This window comes from Klebsiella michiganensis, assembly GCA_000963575.1.
Taxonomy (GTDB): Bacteria; Pseudomonadota; Gammaproteobacteria; order Enterobacterales; family Enterobacteriaceae; genus Cedecea; species Cedecea michiganensis_A.
This window is the reverse complement of sequence record CP011077.1, coordinates 871807-891461: the sequence shown is the minus strand read 5'-3', so window position 1 is coordinate 891461 and position 19655 is coordinate 871807. Positions and strand designations below refer to the sequence as shown.

At 55.7% G+C, this 19655-nt stretch carries 15 protein-coding genes and 1 tRNA gene; 5 read left to right on the top strand and 11 right to left on the bottom strand.

What is annotated here, in order from left to right:
• Nucleotides 1-1560: 1560 nt before the first annotated feature.
• The 3 genes from VW41_04185 to VW41_04175 all read right to left on the bottom strand — a co-directional run bounded on the left by VW41_04185 (nucleotide 1561) and on the right by VW41_04175 (nucleotide 4116).
• Nucleotides 1561-1636, bottom strand: a tRNA-Thr gene (locus VW41_04185).
• A 111-nt stretch (nucleotides 1637-1747) separates the two neighbouring features.
• A complete protein-coding gene (locus VW41_04180) occupies nucleotides 1748-3001 on the bottom strand; it encodes a gamma-glutamyl phosphate reductase (GenBank protein ID AJZ88300.1) in 1254 nt (417 codons plus the stop codon).
• Between the two features lie 11 nt (nucleotides 3002-3012).
• Nucleotides 3013-4116: a gamma-glutamyl kinase gene (locus VW41_04175; GenBank protein ID AJZ88299.1), complete on the bottom strand. Its 1104-nt coding sequence runs from the start codon at nucleotides 4114-4116 to the stop codon at nucleotides 3013-3015.
• 298 nt (nucleotides 4117-4414) lie between these two features.
• Between VW41_04175 and VW41_04170 the strand changes: the two genes are divergently transcribed.
• Nucleotides 4415-5524 carry a membrane protein gene (locus VW41_04170; protein ID AJZ88298.1) on the top strand — a complete coding sequence of 370 codons (1110 nt, stop codon included), beginning with the start codon at nucleotides 4415-4417 and terminating at the stop codon, nucleotides 5522-5524.
• A 55-nt stretch (nucleotides 5525-5579) separates the two neighbouring features.
• On the opposite strand, the gene VW41_04165 is transcribed toward VW41_04170, so the two are convergent.
• The 3 genes from VW41_04165 to VW41_04155 form a co-directional block, all read right to left on the bottom strand.
• Nucleotides 5580-5981, bottom strand: coding sequence for a hypothetical protein (locus tag VW41_04165; protein AJZ88297.1), 402 nt, complete (start codon nucleotides 5979-5981; stop codon nucleotides 5580-5582).
• A 57-nt stretch (nucleotides 5982-6038) separates the two neighbouring features.
• On the bottom strand, nucleotides 6039-7286 hold the full coding sequence (gene frsA / locus VW41_04160) for a fermentation/respiration switch protein (GenBank protein ID AJZ88296.1): 1248 nt from the start codon (nucleotides 7284-7286) through the stop codon (nucleotides 6039-6041).
• 273 nt (nucleotides 7287-7559) lie between these two features.
• Nucleotides 7560-8018 carry a xanthine-guanine phosphoribosyltransferase gene (locus VW41_04155; GenBank protein ID AJZ88295.1) on the bottom strand — a complete coding sequence of 153 codons (459 nt, stop codon included), beginning with the start codon at nucleotides 8016-8018 and terminating at the stop codon, nucleotides 7560-7562.
• Nucleotides 8019-8273: 255 nt separating this feature from the next.
• Here VW41_04155 and VW41_04150 point away from each other — a divergent pair, with 255 nt between their 5' ends.
• The gene (locus VW41_04150; GenBank protein AJZ88294.1) at nucleotides 8274-9731 is read left to right on the top strand and encodes an aminoacyl-histidine dipeptidase; all 1458 of its coding nucleotides are present in this window, start codon (nucleotides 8274-8276) and stop codon (nucleotides 9729-9731) included.
• Nucleotides 9732-9919: 188 nt separating this feature from the next.
• On the opposite strand, the gene VW41_04145 is transcribed toward VW41_04150, so the two are convergent.
• Nucleotides 9920-10975, bottom strand: coding sequence for a DNA polymerase IV (locus tag VW41_04145; GenBank protein AJZ88293.1), 1056 nt, complete (start codon nucleotides 10973-10975; stop codon nucleotides 9920-9922).
• Between the two features lie 293 nt (nucleotides 10976-11268).
• Here VW41_04145 and VW41_04140 point away from each other — a divergent pair, with 293 nt between their 5' ends.
• Nucleotides 11269-12009: a transpeptidase gene (locus tag VW41_04140; GenBank protein AJZ88292.1), complete on the top strand. Its 741-nt coding sequence runs from the start codon at nucleotides 11269-11271 to the stop codon at nucleotides 12007-12009.
• On the opposite strand, the gene VW41_04135 is transcribed toward VW41_04140, so the two are convergent.
• Nucleotides 11980-12747, bottom strand: a complete 768-nt coding sequence (locus tag VW41_04135) for a glutamine amidotransferase (GenBank protein ID AJZ88291.1) — start codon at nucleotides 12745-12747, stop codon at nucleotides 11980-11982. The two genes, VW41_04140 and VW41_04135, sit on opposite strands and share 30 nt — an antisense overlap.
• Nucleotides 12748-12803: 56 nt before the next feature.
• A complete protein-coding gene (gene gmhA, locus VW41_04130; GenBank protein ID AJZ88290.1) occupies nucleotides 12804-13385 on the bottom strand; it encodes a phosphoheptose isomerase in 582 nt (193 codons plus the stop codon).
• A 229-nt stretch (nucleotides 13386-13614) separates the two neighbouring features.
• Here gmhA and fadE point away from each other — a divergent pair, with 229 nt between their 5' ends.
• Both fadE and VW41_04120 read left to right on the top strand, forming a co-directional pair.
• Nucleotides 13615-16059 (top strand): acyl-CoA dehydrogenase, encoded by a 2445-nt coding sequence (fadE, locus tag VW41_04125; GenBank protein AJZ88289.1) that lies wholly within the window; start codon nucleotides 13615-13617, stop codon nucleotides 16057-16059.
• 96 nt (nucleotides 16060-16155) lie between these two features.
• Nucleotides 16156-16923, top strand: a complete 768-nt coding sequence (locus VW41_04120; GenBank protein AJZ91848.1) for a carbon-nitrogen hydrolase — start codon at nucleotides 16156-16158, stop codon at nucleotides 16921-16923.
• A gap of 161 nt (nucleotides 16924-17084) precedes the next feature.
• On the opposite strand, the gene VW41_04115 is transcribed toward VW41_04120, so the two are convergent.
• Both VW41_04115 and VW41_04110 read right to left on the bottom strand, forming a co-directional pair.
• Nucleotides 17085-18341: an allantoate amidohydrolase gene (locus VW41_04115; protein AJZ88288.1), complete on the bottom strand. Its 1257-nt coding sequence runs from the start codon at nucleotides 18339-18341 to the stop codon at nucleotides 17085-17087.
• Complete coding sequence (locus VW41_04110; protein ID AJZ88287.1) at nucleotides 18341-19582, bottom strand: aminotransferase V; 1242 nt, start codon at nucleotides 19580-19582, stop codon at nucleotides 18341-18343. The genes VW41_04115 and VW41_04110 overlap by 1 nt, the downstream gene beginning before the upstream one ends.
• Between the last annotated feature and the right edge of the window lie 73 nt (nucleotides 19583-19655).

Sequence of the window (19655 nt, the reverse complement as noted above, 5' to 3'; positions counted from 1 at the left end):
TCCAGCAGCAGCACTATCTGGAATACCTGAAATAGCTTCTTAAAACCGTATAACAGATAGCTTTCTGCCATTTCGGTCATCGCCTAGATCACCGGTTCATCTCGGCGGGTCTCGGCCTAGTAAAAATATATCGTCCTGCTCAGCGATAATGTCCTGCAGGCCTGACGGATACTCATGGCAAATTGTGCTATCTGATAGCTGGCGAGCTCCCGCTTTACAACTGATTTCAAAGCTTTTTTATACTAAATTTTTTGACTCGTAATTTTCCAGACATAGGTCGGCAAACATCTATTTAAGCCACCGGTTCTTGTCTTCAAGACCTTTGATCTTTTTAATATCAGCCGCTTCTATCCCACCATATTTCGCTTAACTGTTGTAACAGTTGGCTTCTGACATACTGGATTCACGGCATACATCCTAAACGGTATGTCAGGTGCCGATAGACTTCATAACGGCATTACCCATTACCCATTACCCATTACCCATTACCGTTTAAAGTCGATATAGAACATCGAGTGACAGGACCATTTTCATATCCCTGAATGATGAAGTTAGGGAAATCAGTCACGGTTACCATGCTGTCAGATTGATAACTTTCAGGGGCACTGCGAAGCTGAGATTCATTTTTTTGAGCCAACTCCGAGGAGTAAGGACTTGTTACGCTGACGCTATTTGGATCGATTTTATGTGTTTGACCTGTTTCGTCTGTAATGACGTCGAGATGATAGCGTTGAGTGATAAGTGGTGTAGATGTGCCAGAAGGTATGAACGTTGTGGTGACCTGAAAGGATCTATTGTTACCTTTATTAGAAATTACGGTCATGTTGTTTTTAAAATCCAACGTGACAGGCTTCTGGTCCACAATAATATTGAGTGGAGCATGACAAACAACCTCGCTACCTGCCTTTTGTTCAGCATTTAAACGTAAAACCTCTTCATGTGAGGCAGCGAAGCAGATTGTTGGGGACAGAAACAGTAAGGTTAAAGTGAGGGTTCTAAACACAATTATATTTCCCATTCTAATGATGTTATTCCAATATACGGACCTCGACTTATCATTGAAACAACCTTCGTCATTCATTTATGGAGAACTAGATATTTAAGTTTTACATCGAGCCAGTTTTCTTGTCGATGTACTTTTAACGTCCGCTTCTCGCTCAAAGCTGCCTGTCAATAGCAGGGTATTGGATGCATTTTTTGTTAGGGATGACCAAGTAAAATGTAAGTGGGTAGTCAAGTGAATGCAAATACCCAAATAGTCGACTAAACGTATTTGAATGTATTTTTTTGTAGTAACATCTTTTCGACCCATCCGTGCAGGCAGTGAACTAGACTGACAACATCCGTAACCAGCAGCTATCAAATAGCAATATTGTTAAAAGACAAGACAGGCGGGAGCTAAAAGGTAACACATGCTGTTAGCATACCCTTGCATTGAGCCACAAAAAATCTCACTGTACCTGCCACAATCTTGCCACACCTACAACGCGCAAAAATGCACATTAGTGTTGAACAAAGCAAAACACTGCAATATTAACTCAATGATTTTACAATAAAAGATGGTGCCGATAATAGGAGTCGAACCTACGACCTTCGCATTACGAATGCGCTGCTCTACCAACTGAGCTATATCGGCTTTCAGACCGCGCCACGAGCGTGACTGCGGTGTAAAAGGGTAAGTAAGATTGGGTGATGCGTCAACCACTTATCAAACTGACTGCTGGTTTTTGCATCACCCCATCTTCAATTACGCACGAATAGTGTCGTCGCCGAAGCCGATCCATTTGTAGGTGGTTAAAGCTTCAAGCCCCATCGGGCCGCGGGCGTGCAGCTTCTGGGTGCTGACCGCCACTTCCGCGCCCAGCCCGAACTGGGCGCCGTCGGTGAAGCGGGTTGAGGCGTTGACGTACACCGCCGAGGAATCCACTTCGTTAATAAAGCGGTTCGCGTTGCGCAGCGTGCGGGTCAGGATAGCGTCCGAATGCTGGGTGCCGTGTTCGCGAATATGGGCGATGGCAGCATCGAGATCGGCCACTACTTTCACATTCAGGTGCAGCGACAGCCATTCGTCGTTGTAATCCGCCTCTTTCACCGCTTCCACCACAGCCGGGCCGGCTTGCAGCCCAGGCAGCGACTTCTCGTCAGCATGCAGCGTCACGCCAGACTCAGCCATCTGCTTGCTCAGTGCAGGCAGAAAGCGGTCGGCAATCGCCTGGTGCACCAGCAGCGTTTCCACCGTGTTGCAGGTGCTCGGGCGCTGGGTTTTGGCGTTCACGATAATTTTCAGCGCCGGTTCAATCTCGGCGGTGTCGTCCACCACGATATGGCACACGCCAATCCCGCCGGTGATCACCGGGATCGTCGACTGTTCGCGGCAAAGTTTATGCAGGCCCGCGCCACCGCGTGGGATCAGCATGTCGATGTAGCGATCGAGACGCAGCATCTCAGTGACCAGCGCGCGGTCAGGGTTTTCAATCGCCTGAACCGCCGCTTTCGGCAGGCCGCAATCTTCCAGCGCCTGCTGGATCACCCCCACCGTGGCGTTGTTGGTGCGCCAGGTTTCTTTCCCGCCGCGCAGAATCGCGGCATTGCCGGTTTTCAGGCACAGAGAGGCGACGTCCACGGTAACGTTCGGGCGGGCTTCATAGATAACGCCCACCACGCCGAGCGGCACGCGGCGGCGCTCGATGCGCAGCCCGCTGTCCAGCAGCCCGCCGTCGATCACCTGCCCGACCGGGTCGGCGAGGCTACACACCTGACGCACATCGTCGGCGATGCCTTTCAGGCGGGCCGGGGTGAGCTGCAGGCGGTCAAGCATGGCGTCGCTGAGGCCGTTTTTACGCGCCTCGTCCACGTCCTGCTGGTTCGCGGTCAGGATTTGCTCCGAGCGCGCTTCAAGGTAGTCGGCAATTTTTTCCAGCACGCGATTTTTTTCGCGGCCGGAGAGCAGTGCCAGCTGGTAAGAGGCCTCTTTTGCCGCTTTGCCCATTTGTTCAAGCATTGATCTGCTCCTTAATTAACAATCATGTCGTCGCGATGCACGGCCACCGGGCCGTATTCATAGCCGAGAATTTCGTCGATTTGCTGGGAGTGATGCCCGGCAATGCGGCGCAGCGCGTCGCTGTTATAGCGGCAAACGCCATGGGCGATGTCGCGCCCTTCCAGGCTGCGAATGCGGATCACTTCCCCGCGGGAGAAGTTGCCACTCACGCTTTTAATGCCTTTGGGCAGTAACGAGCTACCGCGTTCCAGAATAGCGGACAGGGCGCCGTCATCCACGGTGATTTCACCGGCCGGTGGAGCGCCAAAGATCCAGCGTTTACGGTTCTCCAGCGGCGACTGCTGCGCGTGGAAGCGCGTGCCCACAGGATTGCCGGCCATCACGTCGCCGATAACGCCAGGCTTGCTGCCCGCGGCGATGATGACGTCGATACCCGCGCGGCAGGCCACGTCGGCCGCCTGGAGTTTAGTGCCCATGCCGCCCGTACCGAGGCCGGAAACGCTGTCGCCCGCAATGGCGCGCAGCGCATCGTCAATGCCGTGCACTTCTTTGATCAGTTCCGCTGCCGGGTTGTTACGCGGGTCAGCGGTGTACAGGCCCTGCTGGTCGGTGAGCAGCAGCAGCTTGTCGGCCCCGGCCAGGATCGCCGCCAGTGCGGACAGGTTGTCGTTATCGCCGACTTTGATTTCCGCCGTCGCCACGGCATCGTTTTCATTAATGACCGGCACAATGTTGTTATCTAACAGCGCTCTGAGCGTGTCGCGGGCATTAAGGAAGCGTTCACGGTCTTCCATATCGGCGCGGGTCAGCAGCATCTGCCCGACGTGAATACCGTAAATAGAGAACAGTTGTTCCCAGAGCTGAATCAGGCGACTTTGCCCTACCGCGGCCAGCAGCTGCTTGGACGCGATGGTGGCGGGGAGTTCGGGGTAGCCGAGGTGTTCACGTCCGGCGGCAATCGCCCCGGAGGTCACAATCACAATACGATGCCCCGCCGCGTGCAGCTGGGCACACTGGCGAACCAGTTCAACAATATGGGCGCGGTTCAGGCGGCGGGAGCCACCGGTTAATACGCTGGTGCCTAGTTTTACGACCAGCGTCTGGCTGTCACTCATGATTCTCTGCCGTTTCTACGAATAAGGGGAAATTAAAAAGCCAGATGACGTTGTAACAGGAGTCGCGCGGCTTGCCAACAGGCGGCGTGGGAAAAGGGTTAATAAGCGAGAAAGGATCGCTGACCATAGCGGATATATTTTACATTTTTATGACATTTAAACTTTATTACGTTTATTTAATCTTTCTCCTAAATTGTCATAAATCTTTAATCTGAGAACGATAAAACCCTTCCTGTTTTTAGCAGGAGCCCGACTCCTGGATCAATTTTGCAAGCTTTCATCATTCTTGGGATAACAAATGAAAAAGAGCACACTGGCATTAGTGGTAATGGGCATCGTGGCTGCTTCTGCTTCTCAGGCAGCCGAAGTTTATAACAAAAACGGCAACAAGGTTGACATCTATGGCCGCGTAAAAGCTGAACATTACTTCAGCGATAACACCGGTTCCGATGGCGACCAGACTTACGCTCGCCTGGGCTTTAAAGGTGAAACTCAGATTAACAGCCAGCTGACCGGTTACGGCCAGTGGGAATACCAGATTGCGGGTAACAAAGCAGAAAACGACTCTACCGGCACCAAAACTCGCCTGGCGTTTGCGGGCCTGAAAGCCGGTGACTACGGCTCATTCGACTACGGTCGTAACTACGGCGTGCTGTACAACATCGCCTCTTACACCAATATGATGCCAGAGTTCGGCGATGACTCTTTCGTCAGAACCGACACCTTTATGACCGGCCGTGCGACCGGCGTGGCGACTTACCGCAACAACAACTTCTTCGGTCTGGTTGATGGCCTGAAGCTGGCTCTGCAATACCAGGGCAAAAACGGGGCTGACAGCGCGAACACCCGCACCGATACTTCTCGTCAGAACGGCGACGGCTTCGGTACCAGCCTGTCTTACGACATCGCTGACACCGGCCTGAGCGTGGGCGCAGCATACGCCAACTCTAACCGTACTAATGCGCAGAAAGCGTCCGCTTACGGCAAAGGCGATAAAGCTGAAGCCTGGACCACCGGCATCAAGTACGACAAAAACAACGTTTACCTGGCAACTATCTACGCTGAAACCCGTAACATGAACCCAATCAGCGTCCCGGGTTCCCTGGCGGGCACCAGCAGCAGCGTGTCTGGTTTTGCTAACAAAAACCAGGCGTTCGAAGCCATCGCTCAGTACCAGTTCGACTTCGGTCTGCGTCCATCCCTGGGCTATGTGCAGTCCAAAGCGAAAGACATCGAAGGCATTGGTGATGCGGATCTGGTGAAATACATCGACGTGGCCGCCACCTATTACTTCAACAAAAACATGTCAGCGTTCGTTGATTACAAAATCAACCAGCTGAGCGACAACAACAAGCTGAAGCTGAACAACGACGACGTTGTTGCGGTAGGTATGGTGTACCAGTTCTAATTCGCGATACTGCGGATAAAAAAATCCCCGTCAGGTTGACGGGGATTTTTTATTTTCAGGCGGAGAGTTTAAGCGGTTTTTCCGCAAAGTTCTCGGCAGGCACCAGCCCAAGCTCCAGGCTGGCGAGTAAATCTTTCAGGCGTCCGTGGAAACCGCGCAGCGTCTGCTCCAGTTTTTCGTCCACTTCTTTATCTTTTGCCGGGGTTGCCGTCCATTTGCCGTCTTTATCAAACAGGCCGAACTGCCAGGTGTAGGTAAATTGCTTTTCCTGGGCTTCCAGCACCATCCACCATCCCCAAAACTCGCGTTTCTCCGGCGCGGGCTTTACGTTAACGCACACCGCCAGGCAATCGAAGAAGAAACGGTTGTCTTCACACTGCTCTTCCCGGATGTACGGGCCAAGCGAGGCGAACTTTCTGATCAGTCTACTTTTCGGGTGTCCACTCGGTAACGTCATTACAATCTCCTGTTGTGAAGAAACTGTTTTAGCAAACCGTCGAAATTTAGCAAATATTTAACGTAATCTTTGCTTCACCCAACCGGTAATTTCCTGCAGCGCTTTGTCAAAGTTTTGATACACCGGCTTGAACGGGATCTGGAGTAATTTGCCGTCGGCAGATGACGAAGTGATTAAACGAGATTCTTCTTCCGGGCTGAACGGATCGTTCTCCCAAAAGCCAGACAGCATTGGCGTTGGGCAGCGGCGGCCCAGCAGGCCCTGCGTTTTCAGGGAGTAGCGGTTCAGCTCCACGCTGAGCGCGCTATCGGAGATGCTGGTCATTCCCAGGCGGCTGGCCAGCACATCAATGTACATCTCCGGCACGTTGGCCTGGCGCTGCGGGTCACTCAGCAGGGCGTGAACTACCGGCCCAAGGCAGGCCACAGCTTTCAGGCGTGGCGCTTCGAGGTAGGCCAGGCGCACGGCAACGTTGGCGCCAAAGCGGAAGCCAAATGCTGCGACACGCGTGTGGTCAACCCACGGAATGTTGGGCAACGCTTTGAGTACGTGCTGGTGTAGCACGCTGGAATCCTGAGTCAGTTTCCACTTAGAGGAGAAGCCCACTGACGGCATGTCGATAGTCAGCATCGCGATGCCCTGCGGGGCAAAATATTTCTCAAACAGGCTGTAATAATCGCTCTGTAAGGCATCCAGGCCGCCGCACATCAGCACGGTCGGGAATGGCCCTTCTGCCCCTTTAGGCATATGCAGGAAGCCGCTGATGGTACCGCCGCCGGTCATCGGGAATTCAAGCTCGCGTAGCCCGCCCGAGAGCCGGGGAGCCGCCTCTTCGTAAGCCCGGTTAGCCAGCACCTGAGCCTGCTCCGCCAGCGCATCCCCCTTCAGGTGCGGGTAAGCCGCAATGCTGTAGAGGTTCGCCGCCTGCAGCCAGCATTTGCCGATTTTCTCTTCGTCCGTTTCCTGGCCGGCACGCTGCTGCCAGAGCATCGCCTGCTTCGACCATTCGTAGATCCAGTTCCCCCCGCGGTAGCCCATCACGGTATCAAACAGATCGTCATTGGTACGTTCAGCCTCGGTGCAGGCAATCCGGGCCTGTACTTCGAGGATTTCACGCGGATCGACTCCTCGCCAGATCCACATCAGGCGGTTGATCATGCGGTACCAGTGGGGCACGTTTTTGCCATCCAACGCGGACTGAATCGCAGGCGTAGCGGTATGCCGCGCGCGACGGACAAGCGTGGACGTTTCCGGGTGTTTGAATCTGGGCTTAAAGAGAGTTTCGCTGAGGTTGGCCTGCGACATCGTTTCACTGCCTCCATGAATACGAGAAACGTCGCTATTGTAGCCTGATACGGCCGAAATAACACAAACGCCCGGCGATGTCGGGCGCCAAATAAATGACAAAGCTCAAATAAGTGAAGATGCTGCGGAGGATGCAAAACAATAAACAAGGAAAATCAATTTTTTGATTTTCAACTGATAATCACACAGAGGAAAAAACCACGTTTTTTTCCTCTGTGTCAAAACGATTACGCCCGGCTATGCCGGGCGTAACTCAATGCAAATTCTGGGGGATTAACGGCCAGCCAACGGCGGCACAAACACCACGCCCATGTCCCACGGCTGCTCAATCCAGGTGTCCTGCGGGATATCAATCACGTAGTCGTCCACCAGCGGCTGACCGGCTGGTTTGGCGAAGATAGTGACGAAGTGAGCTTTCGGATACATTTCGCGAATCGCCACCGCGGTGCCACCGGTGTCTACCAGATCATCGATCACGATGAAGCCTTCGCCGTCGCCTTCCGCACGCTTCAGCACGGTCAGCTCACGCTGGTTGTCGTGGTCGTAGCTGGAGATGCAAACGGTATCAACATGGCGAATACCCAGTTCACGAGCCAGCAGCGCGCCCGGCACCAGGCCACCACGGCTAACGGCAATAATGCCTTTCCACTGTTCGGCTGGCAGCAGACGCTGAGCCAGTTTGCGGGCGTGAATCTGCAACATGTCCCAGGTGACGACGTATTTTTCGCTCATGTGAAGTGTCCCGGCCTGTAAATAACGGCTTAAAAAGTATTCGAAGGAGTTTTGGTTGCGCGAGATTATAGAGATCTGACGCACTAAAAACCAGTGCCACGGGCCATTGGCAGCGGATTTTGCTCGTATTCAGCCTTCACGCAACAAAAGAAAGTGGTATTCTCAGGACATCGCGCAAGCCGTGCTTGTGGTGTATCTGAACCCGGCCAAAAACATAACCGGTCAGCCAAAAAAACGACTCCAGGGAGACTCAACGTGTCTGAATTGTCTCAATTATCGCCACAGCCGCTGTGGGATATTTTTGCCAAAATCTGTTCTATTCCGCATCCGTCCTATCATGAAGAAGCGCTGGCGGAACACATCCTGTCCTGGGCAAAAGAAAAAGGCCTGCACGTCGAACGTGACCAGGTGGGAAATATCCTGATTCGCAAGCCTGCTACCCCGGGCATGGAAAACCGCAAACCTGTGGCGCTCCAGGCGCACCTCGACATGGTGCCGCAGAAAAACAACGACACCGTTCACGACTTCACTAAAGATCCTATTCAGCCGTACATCGACGGCGAGTGGGTAAAAGCGCGCGGCACCACTCTGGGCGCAGACAACGGCATCGGTATGGCATCCGCGCTGGCGGTGCTGGCTGACGACAGCGTGGCGCACGGCCCGCTGGAAGTGCTGCTGACCATGACCGAAGAAGCCGGGATGGACGGCGCATTTGGCCTGCAGGCGGGCTGGATGCAGGCAGATATCCTGATCAACACCGACTCCGAAACCGAAGGTGAGATCTACATGGGCTGCGCGGGCGGGATCGACTTCATCACCACGCTGCCGCTGCAGCGTGAAGCCGTTCCTGCTGGGTTTGACACCTTCAAGCTGACCATCAAAGGGCTGAAAGGCGGCCACTCTGGCGCAGATATTCATCTGGGCCTGGGGAACGCCAACAAGCTGCTGGCTCGCTTCCTGCTGGCTCATGCAGCGGAACTGGATGCACGCCTGCTCGATCTGAACGGCGGTACTCTGCGGAACGCGATTCCGCGTGAAGCCTTCGCCACGCTGGCCGTGCCTGCGGCGAAAGCAGCCGAGCTGAAGTCTGCGGCCAACGACTACCTGGCCGTCCTGAAAAACGAGCTGTCTGCAGTAGAGAAGAACCTTACCGTTCTGGTTGAGGCCACGGCTTCTGATAAACAGGCGCTGACCGCCAAAACTCGCGATACCTTCCTGCACCTGCTGAACGCGACGCCAAACGGCGTGATCCGTAATTCCGACGCAGTGAAAGGCGTGGTTGAGACTTCCCTGAACGCGGGCGTTGTGACCATGGGCGACGACAGCGCAGAAATTATCTGCCTGATTCGTTCCCTGATCGATTCCGGTAAAGACTACGTGGTTAGCGTGCTGGAGTCCCTGGGTGAACTGGCCGGGGCAAAAACCGTGGCCAAAGGCAGCTATCCTGGCTGGCAGCCGGACGCTAACTCTCCGGTGATGGGCCTGGTGCGTGAGACTTACCAGAAGCTGTTCAACCAGACGCCAAACATCATGGTTATCCACGCCGGTCTGGAATGCGGTCTGTTCAAAAAGCCATACCCGGAGATGGACATGGTTTCCATCGGGCCAACCATTACCGGCCCGCACTCCCCGGACGAGCAGGTACATATTGAGAGCGTTGGCCAGTACTGGACGCTGCTGACCGAGCTGCTGAAGGCGATTCCGGCGAAGTAAGTTTTACCCTCACCCTAACCCTCTCCCTAAAAGGGAGAGGGGATCTTCTTTGTCTGCCTTACTTTCTTCTTTCTCCCTGACGCTTTCTCTCACATGGCGAGAGGATCTTCTTTGTCTGCCTTACTTTCAGCAATAACGTGTTTTTCTCCTTCTCCCTTCCAGAGAGAAGGCCGGGATGAGGGTCTTGTTCACAACCCCAGCAGTAACTGCCTCTCCAGCTGTGGGTCGAGCAGGGTCACATGCAGCCCCACCAGCCGGACGCCGCGCCCTCCCCTCCGCTCCAGCCAGGTTTTCCGGGCGGTGGCAATCAGGTCTTCTTTATTCAGCTTCGGCCAGACATGTTCCTGGGTCGTCAGCTGGAAGTCGTTAAACTTGAGCTTGATGCCCTGCCGGGCGATGCGCAGATCGGCCCGCTCTTTGGCCAACCGCCGCTCAAGTTCAGGATACAGACGTTCAATAATCTCTTCGCATTCGTGCCATTCATGTATGTCTTCGGCCAGCGTCCGCTCTACCCCCACCGACTTTCTCTGACGATCGTTACTGATCTCCCGCTCATCTATGCCCTGGCTGCGCTCCCAAAGCACCCGGCCAAATTTCCCGAAGCGCTTTAACAGCATCGCCAGGTCGGCATTTTGTACGTCGGCACAGGTTCGCAGGCCGAGGGTTTCGAGTTTCGCTGCCGTCACTTTGCCCACGCCGGGAATTTTCCCGAGCGGCAGCGTCGCTAAAAAGTCCGGTACCTGTTCGGGCGTAATAACATACTGGCCGTTGGGTTTATTGAGATCGGAGGCAATCTTGGCCAGAAATTTAATCGGCGCAATACCGGCTGAGGCGGTCAGGTTCAGTTCGTCGGCGATGGCCTGGCGAATTTCTCGGGCCATCAACGTGGCCGAGCCCTGGCAGTGCTCACTGTGGGTCACGTCCAGATAGGCTTCATCCAGCGACAAAGGTTCGATGAGCGGGGTATAGCGGGCGAAGATTTCTCGAATATGGCTGGAGGCTTCTTTATAGGCCTCAAACCGCCCCGGTAGCAGAGTAAGGTGCGGACACAGTTTCAACGCCATTGCGGTCGACATCGCGCTGCGCACGCCGTATTTTCTGGCTGGATAGTTCGCCGTGCTGATCACGCCGCGCCGCTGGGCGCTGCCGCCAATGGCGAGCGGGATATCGCGCAGGGCCGGATTATCACGCATCTCAACGGCGGCAAAAAAGCAGTCCATATCGACATGAATGATTTTACGCATATCCACTCAACCAGAAAAATATCACTGGATAAGTATACAGCTAATTTTCAGGATGGGGAAACTGCCGCTGGCCGACGAATAACGGCCGAGGGAACGGCGTCACCACGGGCATAAAGTGACGCACTGCAAAAACTCCAATTGATTCCAATAAAATGTGTAAACGCCCGCGTCTGGCGCTTGCGAAAATTAGCCACGATGCTAATGTGAGCGCAATCCTGTACAGAATTTTCTGATTTCGGGTCCCTTTAGCCGTCCTGGCTGTTAGTTTCAGGTTTATCAAGGAATCAAGCAGTATGCGTAAGATCGCACTGATTATTGCGATGCTCTCTATGCCGTTTTTCTCTTTCGCCAGCCTGCTTAATAGCGGCGGTGTCGCCGCCCCTGTCGGCAAAGATAGCAGACAGCAGCTAATGGGCTCCCCGGTTTATATTCAAATCTTTAAAGAAGAGCGGACCCTGGAACTGTGGGTGAAGATGGGCGAGCAGTATCAGCTCCTCAACAGTTACCGCATCTGTAACTATTCCGGCGGCCTGGGGCCAAAACAGCGCCAGGGTGATTTTAAAAGCCCGGAAGGGTTTTATAGCGTTGATCGCAGTCAGTTAAAACCGGACAGCCGCTTCTATAAAGCCATTAATATTGGCTTCCCGAATGAATTTGACCGTGCTCACGGCTATGAAGGGAAGTACCTGATGATTCACGGAGCCTGCGTGTCCATTGGCTGCTATGCCATGACCGACTCCGGTATCGACGAAATCTTCCAGTTTGTGACCGGGGCTTTGGTGTTTGGCCAGCCGCGCGTGCAGGTCAGTATCTTCCCGTTCCGCATGACCGATGCCAATATGGAACGCCACAAGTACTCCACCTACATCAACTTCTGGAAAGAGCTGAAGCCTGGTTATGACTACTTCGCGGCCAACCATCAGCCACCGGGCGTGGCCGTGGTCAGCGGGAACTACGTCATCAGCAAACCTGCCGTGATGACGCCAGTTCAGCCACAGCTGGCTTCAAACTATAAGCTCACCGAGGCAAAATAACGCCGACTTGCCTGGCTCAATTTTGTGCCAGGTTTCGTTGGCCGTCAGCGGCTGAGTCGCGATGACCGTGACCACATCATTCGGTGTGGTCTCTTCCTGAAAATCAATTTCCACATCCTGATCCAGCAGCTTGGCTACGCCGAACGGCGCTCTGCGGGTGATCCAGAACAGGTTCGTCGAGCAAAACGCCATCACGTAGCTCCCGTCCGACAGCAGCATGTTAAACACGCCCTTTTCTCTCAGCTCTGCACCCAGTTCAGTAATATAGCGGAACACCGCTTCCATATTGCCCGGCGTGCGCGGGTAACGCTGCGTGAGTTTGTGTAGTAGCCAGCAGAACGCCTGCTCGCTGTCCGTTTCGCCAATCGGGCGGAACGTCCCCGTCTCCAGGGTGCGATAGCCTTTTAGCTGCCCGTTGTGGGCATAAGTCCAGTTGCGGCCCCACAGTTCGCGGGTGAACGGATGGGTATTTTCCAGCGCTACTTTGCCGCGGTTCGCCTGGCGAATATGTGCCACAACCGAGCAGGATTTAATCGGGTAATCCTGGACGAGGCGGGCGATGGGCGAATTAAAGCTCGGCTGCGGATCTTTAAACGTGCGGCAGCCTTTTCCTTCGTAGAAGGTAATACCCCAGCCGTCTTTATGGGGGCCTGTTCCGCCTCCGCGCTGCACCAGTCCGGTAAAACTAAAACAGATATCCGTCGGTACGTTGGCACTCATCCCGAGCAGTTCGCACATCTCTTCTCTCCCACAACGAATGCCCCTGCTCCGGGAGGAGCAGGGAGCACTACGGGCTAAGCTTTAACCATTTCTTTTTCGATTAACTGAATCAGGATGTGGATCACTTTGATGTGAATTTCCTGAATACGGTCCGCATAACCGAAATGCGGCACGCGAATTTCGATGTCCGCCGTGCCGGCCATTTTGCCGCCGTCTTTGCCGGTCAGGGTAATGACTTTCATGCCTTTCGCGCGGGCAGCCTCAATCGCTTTGATGACGTTGCCGGAGTTGCCGGAAGTGGAGATCCCCAGCAGCACGTCGCCTTCGCGGCCAACGGCTTCAACGTAGCGAGAGAAGACATAGTCGTAGCCAAAATCGTTGCTGACGCAGGAGATGTGGCTCACGTCAGAAATCGCGATCGCCGGGTAGCCCGGGCGGTTTTCACGATAGCGGCCAGTTAACTCTTCCGCAAAGTGCATAGCATCGCAGTGTGAGCCACCGTTTCCGCAGGACAGTACTTTGCCGCCCGCTTTGAAACTATCTGCCAGCAGCACCGCTGCGCGCTGGATGGCATGAATGTTGGCTTCATCCTTAAGGAAGTTAGTCAGCGTTTCCGCCGCTTCATTTAGCTCACTACGAATAAGATCCTGGTACATGAGGAGGTCCTTGAGGTTTGAGTGAATTTCACATCCCGCAGTGTACCGGATAGCGCCGAAAGCGAGAAGCGTAACCCCGCGTGTTAAGCCGGGGTTTTCCCGGGAAGTGCGACAACAATGTGAGCAAGGTTGTAATTATTTTGTAAACACATTGCTAAAGAAAGCAACATCCACTACAACCAATACATCACAAGTGGTCAGACCTCCTACAAGCAAGGGAGCTTTCTTTATGTTGATTTTAAGCATTGTCCTTACCGTTGTTCTGCTGGGTGTGTTGTTCTATCACCAGGCAAATCTGCTGCTTAGCAGCGTGATTCTGCTCGCGTGGACCGCCGCGCTGGGCTTCGCTGGCATTTGGTCTTTCTGGGTGCTGGTTCCGCTGGCGGTGATTCTGGTGCCGCTGCTGGTGACGCCGCTGCGTAAATCACTGATTTCCGCCCCTGTCTTCCGTGGCTTCCGTAAAGTGATGCCGCCGATGTCCCGCACCGAAAAAGAAGCCATCGACGCCGGCACAACCTGGTGGGAAGGCGATCTGTTCCGCGGCAAGCCGGACTGGCAGAAGCTGCATAACTACCCGCAGCCAAAGCTGACCGAAGAGGAGCAGGCGTTCCTTGATGGCCCGGTGGAAGAAGCCTGCCGCATGGCGAACGACTTCCAGATAACCCATGAGCTGGCAGACCTGCCTCCTGAGCTGTGGGCCTTCCTGAAAGAGCATCGCTTCTTCGCGATGATCATTAAGAAAGAGTACGGCGGCCTCGAGTTTTCTGCCTATGCGCAGGCTCGCGTCCTGCAAAAACTGTCCGGCGTTTCCGGGATCCTGGCGATTACCGTCGGCGTGCCTAACTCTTTAGGCCCGGGTGAACTGCTGCAGCACTACGGCACCGAAGAGCAAAAAGATCACTACCTGCCACGCCTGGCGCGCGGTCTGGAAATTCCTTGCTTCGCGCTGACCAGCCCGGAAGCCGGTTCCGATGCCGGTGCAATCCCGGACAGCGGCGTGGTTTGCATGGGCGAATGGCAGGGCGAACAGGTGCTTGGTATGCGCCTGACCTGGAACAAACGCTATATTACGCTGGCCCCGATCGCCACCGTGCTGGGCCTGGCGTTTAAACTGTCTGACCCGAACCGCCTGCTCGGCGGCGAAGAAGACCTCGGTATTACCTGTGCGCTAATCCCAACCCACACGCCGGGCGTGGAAATCGGTAAACGCCACTTCCCGCTGAACGTGCCGTTCCAGAACGGCCCAACCCGTGGGAAAGACATCTTTGTGCCTATCGACTTTATTATCGGCGGCCCGAAAATGGCCGGCCAGGGCTGGCGCATGCTGGTTGAGTGCCTGTCCGTGGGTCGCGGCATCACTCTGCCATCTAACGCCACCGGCGGTCTGAAAACCGTGGCGATGGCTACAGGGGCCTACGCTCACATCCGCCGTCAGTTCAAGATCTCTATCGGTAAAATGGAAGGGATTGAAGAGCCGCTGGCGCGTATCGCCGGTAACGCCTACGTGATGGATGCTGCTGCCTCTTTAATTACCTACGGTATCGTGCTCGGTGAGAAACCTGCCGTACTCTCTGCGATTGTTAAGTACCACTGTACCCACCGCGGCCAGCGCGCCATTCTTGATGCGATGGATATCGTCGGCGGGAAAGGCATCATGCTCGGTGACGGTAACTTCGTGGCCCGTGCTTACCAGGGGGCGCCGATTGCTATCACCGTTGAAGGCGCCAACATTCTGACCCGCAGCATGATTATCTTCGGCCAGGGCGCAATTCGCTGCCATCCGTACGTGCTGGAAGAGATGGCCGCGGCGCAGAATAACGACGTGAATGCCTTCGATAAACTGCTGTTCAAACACATCGGCCACGTAGGCAGCAACAAAATGCGCAGCCTGTGGCTGGGCCTGACCAATGGCCTGGGCAGCAGCACGCCAACCCGCGATGCGACTAAACGCTATTACCAGTACATTAACCGCCTGAGCGCAAACCTGGCGCTGCTGTCGGATGTCTCCATGGCCGTGCTGGGCGGTAGCCTGAAGCGCCGGGAGCGTATCTCCGCTCGCCTGGGCGATGTACTGAGCCAGCTTTATCTGGCGACGGCGGTGCTGAAGCGCTACGAAGATGAAGGCCGTAACGAAGCGGATCTGCCGCTGGTTCACTGGGGCGTGCAGGACGCGCTGTATCAGGCTGAACAGGCGATCGATGACCTGCTGCGCAACTTCCCGAACCGCTTTGTGGCCGGCACGCTGCGCCTGGTTATCTTCCCGCTGGGCCGTCGCTACGATGCTCCGTCCGATGCCCTGGACCACAAGCTGGCGAAAATCCTGCAGGTGCCGTCGGCAACCCGTACCCGTATTGGCCGCGGTCAGTACCTGACGCCGAGCGAGCATAACCCTGCTGGCCTGCTGGAGGCCGCCCTGCTGGATATTATGGCCGCTGAGCCTATCCACCAGCGCGTCTGCAAAGAGCTGAAGCGCAATTTGCCGTTCACTCGTCTGGATGAACTGGCGAAACAGCTGCTGGGTGAAGGCAAGATCACCGCTGATGAAGCAGCGATTTTGACCAAGGCTGAAGCGAGCCGCCTGCGCAGTATCAACGTGGATGAGTTTGATCCGGAGGCGCTGGCAACACAGCCGGTGAAGGTGCCGGAAAAGCACAGAAAGGTTGAAGCCGCATAATCATTAACCCCGCGAAAGCGGGGTTTTTTATTGCCAACAAAAGCGCGTTTTCTCGTGCTACAGTGGAAGAAATATTCTGCTAAGAGGCTGCCGATGGTGTCTGGTCTGAAAGTTTCCGTTCTGCAACAACCGCTCGTCTGGATGGATGGTGCCGCGAACCTGCGGCACTTTGATGTACTGCTGGAGGGCGTGCGCGGGCGTGACCTGATTATTCTGCCGGAAATGTTCACCACCGGCTTTGCGATGGAAGCCGCCGTGCAGTCGATGCCGGAACAGGAAGTTATTGACTGGATGCAGTTCAAAGCCCAGCAAACGCAGGCGATGATCGCCGGCAGCGCCGCCCTGCAAACCGAACGCGGGCCGGTAAACCGCTTCCTGCTGGTTCAGCCGGACGGCAAAGTTCACTTCTACGATAAGCGCCACCTGTTCCGCATGGCCGATGAGCATCATCATTACCAGGCCGGGGAAGAACGCGTGATTATTGAGTGGCGGGGCTGGCGTATTTTACCACTGGTTTGTTACGACCTGCGCTTCCCGGTGTGGTCCCGCAACCGCAACGACTACGACCTCGCCCTGTATGTTGCCAACTGGCCTGCCCCGCGGTCGCTGCACTGGCAAAGCCTGCTGCAGGCGCGTGCCATTGAGAACCAGGCTTATGTGGCAGGCTGCAACCGCGTGGGCACCGACGGCAACGGCCACCATTACCGTGGCGATAGCCGAATCATCAGCCCGCAGGGCGAGATCCTCGCCAACTGTGAACCGCATCAGGCGGCAAGGCTGGATGCCGATCTTTCGCTGATCGCGCTGCGCGAGTACCGGGAGAAATTCCCGGCCTGGCAGGATGCCGATCCTTTCAGCCTTTGAGAGTGAAAGCGCGAAAAAACCGGCCCATTCAGGCCGGTTTCAGACTGATGACAAACCTCTGGCGAGAGAAAAAAGACCAGACGGCTCGCTAATAAAACAGGAAAATCAATTCATTGATTTTCGGCGGATAACCACAAACCGGCCTATTCAGGCCGGTTTTTTTATTCCGCCAGCAGCGTGACGGCGCGAGTAAAAGCCTGGACAGCAAGTGCCACATCGCTTTCAGTCACCGATTCCGCCGGATGGTGGCTGACTCCCTTCTCGCAGCGAACGAACAGCATGGCGCTCGGCCAACGTTCGGCGATAGCAATCGCGTCGTGCCCTGCTCCGCTTGGTAACGACAGACTCCGGCCCTGAACTTCGTTCACCGCCTGGGTTAGCGTTGCCTGCAGCCCCGCGTCACACGGCGTGGCCGGAATAGCGTAGTAGGCTTCTGCGCTAAACTGCATGCCGCGACGGGCAGCGATGGCTTCCCCTTCGGCAAGAAGCTGGCCCAGTAAACTCCCCAGACTTTCATCACGCGGGCTGCGGATGTCCAGGGTAAGCTGAACGTCGCCGGGGATGACGTTCACCGCGCCAGGGGCACAGCTTAACGTCCCCACGGTGGCGACTTCGTCGGGGCCGCGGTGGCGCGTGGCGGATTCAATAAAGGTCATCCACTCGGCGGCAGCGGCCAGCGCATCTTTACGCAGCGCCATCGGCACCGTCCCCGCATGGCCCGCATGGCCGGTAAAACTGCAGTTCAGGCGACGGGCGCCATTAATGGCCGTGACTACGCCCAGCGCAAGCCCCTGCTCTTCCAGCACGGGCCCCTGTTCGATATGCAGTTCCAGGTAGGCGCTGAAATCGCTTTTTGGCCGCTCCGCGCTGGCAATTCGGGTGGGATCCAGGCCGGCAATCGTCATCGCCTGCGCCACGCTCACGCCGCCGGCATCTTCACAGCCCAGCCAGTGCTCTGGCCAACTGCCGGTGATACCCCGGCTCCCCAGCAGAGTGACGCCGAAACGGGTGCCCTCCTCATCGCCAAAGCCTACAATTTCGATGGCCTGTTCGAGCTGGATATTGTGCTGAGAGAGATACGCCACAACTTCCAGGGCGCACAACACCCCGAGCATCCCATCGTAGCGCCCCGCGTTGCGAACCGTATCAAGATGAGAACCCAGCAGGATAGCCTTCGCGCCTTCTTGCCTGCCCTCATAACGCCCACAAATATTACCGACCGCATCCTGCCAGGTCGTCATGCCGAGCTGTTCCATCCAGCCGGCCACCAGTTGATTCGCCCGCAGATGCTGCACCGAAAGGTAAACCCGGGTCAGTTGGCCTGCGCTTTCGCTGATGGCTGCCAGTTGGTCAGCTCTGTCCATCACGCGCTGGGCGGCAACCTCCGCATAATTCACATCCATACGCGGCGCGGCCATCAGCGGGTACCCTGCGCGTAAACGTTCCACGCCGCCTGCATCGCTTCACCCTGCACGGTTTTGAACCCGAGGCGGTTAAGCACCGCTTCCAGCGCGGTAAGCGTTTGCAGCACGCAGTCTTTCCGGGCGTTATAGCCCATGGTGCCGATGCGCCAGATTTTGCCCTGCAGCGGGCCAAAGGAGGTGCCTATCTCAATATGGAAGTCTTCCAGCAGGAGTTTACGGACCTCTTCGCCGTGAACCTGAGCCGGAATAGTCACGCCGAGAACGTTGTTCATCTTGTTTTCAAGATCACCGAAGGTTTCCAGCCCCATCCCCTGAATGCCTGCCACCATCGCCCTGCCGTGCAGTTCATGCCGGGCAATACCGGCGTCCAGACCTTCTTCCAGGATAACGCGGGCGCACTCCCGGGCGGCAAACAGCATGCTCGTCGCTTCGGTGTGGTGGTTCAGGCGTTCCGGCCCCCAGTAATCCATGACCATGCCCAGATCGAAGTAGTTGGAATAGATCATCTCTTCGTCGCCGTCCTGATGAGCGGCGGTGCGAATGCCTTCCTCCACACATTTACGGCGGCGGATAGCCTCTTCCATTTGCGGGCTAAGAGTGACAGGTGAGCTGCCTGACGGCCCGCCAAGGCACTTCTGCAACCCGGCAGAAACGGCATCCAGCCCCCAGGCATCGGTGAGCAGTTCGTTCCCGCCAAACGACGCCGTGGCATCGGTGTAGAACAGGACGCCGTGGCGGCGGCAGATCTCGCCCAGTTCGGCCAGCGGCTGCAGCATCGTGGTAGAAGTGTCGCCCTGCACCGTCAGCAGCAAGCGAGGTTTCACCGATTTGATGGCGTCTTCGATTTGCTGCGGGCTGAACACTTCGCCCCACGGCACTTCAAGGGTGTGCACTTCGGCGCGGCAGCGACGGGCAATCTCACACAACAGGTGACCAAAGCGACCAAACACCGGGACGAGAACTTTATCGCCGGGGCGAATAGCCGACAGTAAAATGGCCTCAATCCCCGCCCGGGAAGTGCCGTCCACCAGCATCGTCCACTTGTTTTCCGTGCGGAAAAGCTCCCGGTACAGCACCATCACCTCATTCATATAACCCGTCATCACCGGGTCATACTGGCCGATAAGCTGGCTCGCCATAGCACGCAGCACTCGCGGATCGGCATTGATCGGGCCTGGCCCCATCAGTAAACGGTGCGGCGGGTTGATCTGGGAAAACTGCTGAATATCAAACATGGCGATTCCTTGAGTCTGAGATTGAAACAAAAGATTCTTATAAGCCTCTTTTGCAACTAATGTGCCAGCCGCA

What these genes read in the sequence shown, in the direction of transcription:
- VW41_04155 (AJZ88295.1), bottom strand. Translation starts at nt 8,018, where the DNA reads ATGAGCGAAAAATACGTCGTCACCTGGGACATGTTGCAGATTCACGCC.
- fadE (AJZ88289.1), top strand. Translation starts at nt 13,615, where the DNA reads ATGTTGATTTTAAGCATTGTCCTTACCGTTGTTCTGCTGGGTGTGTTG.
- VW41_04175 (AJZ88299.1), bottom strand. Translation starts at nt 4,116, where the DNA reads ATGAGTGACAGCCAGACGCTGGTCGTAAAACTAGGCACCAGCGTATTA.
- VW41_04180 (AJZ88300.1), bottom strand. Translation starts at nt 3,001, where the DNA reads ATGCTTGAACAAATGGGCAAAGCGGCAAAAGAGGCCTCTTACCAGCTG.
- VW41_04165 (AJZ88297.1), bottom strand. Translation starts at nt 5,981, where the DNA reads ATGACGTTACCGAGTGGACACCCGAAAAGTAGACTGATCAGAAAGTTC.
- frsA (AJZ88296.1), bottom strand. Translation starts at nt 7,286, where the DNA reads ATGTCGCAGGCCAACCTCAGCGAAACTCTCTTTAAGCCCAGATTCAAA.
- VW41_04110 (AJZ88287.1), bottom strand. Translation starts at nt 19,582, where the DNA reads ATGTTTGATATTCAGCAGTTTTCCCAGATCAACCCGCCGCACCGTTTA.
- VW41_04145 (AJZ88293.1), bottom strand. Translation starts at nt 10,975, where the DNA reads ATGCGTAAAATCATTCATGTCGATATGGACTGCTTTTTTGCCGCCGTT.
- gmhA (AJZ88290.1), bottom strand. Translation starts at nt 13,385, where the DNA reads ATGTACCAGGATCTTATTCGTAGTGAGCTAAATGAAGCGGCGGAAACG.
- VW41_04115 (AJZ88288.1), bottom strand. Translation starts at nt 18,341, where the DNA reads ATGGCCGCGCCGCGTATGGATGTGAATTATGCGGAGGTTGCCGCCCAG.
- VW41_04135 (AJZ88291.1), bottom strand. Translation starts at nt 12,747, where the DNA reads ATGTGCGAACTGCTCGGGATGAGTGCCAACGTACCGACGGATATCTGT.
- VW41_04140 (AJZ88292.1), top strand. Translation starts at nt 11,269, where the DNA reads ATGCGTAAGATCGCACTGATTATTGCGATGCTCTCTATGCCGTTTTTC.
- VW41_04170 (AJZ88298.1), top strand. Translation starts at nt 4,415, where the DNA reads ATGAAAAAGAGCACACTGGCATTAGTGGTAATGGGCATCGTGGCTGCT.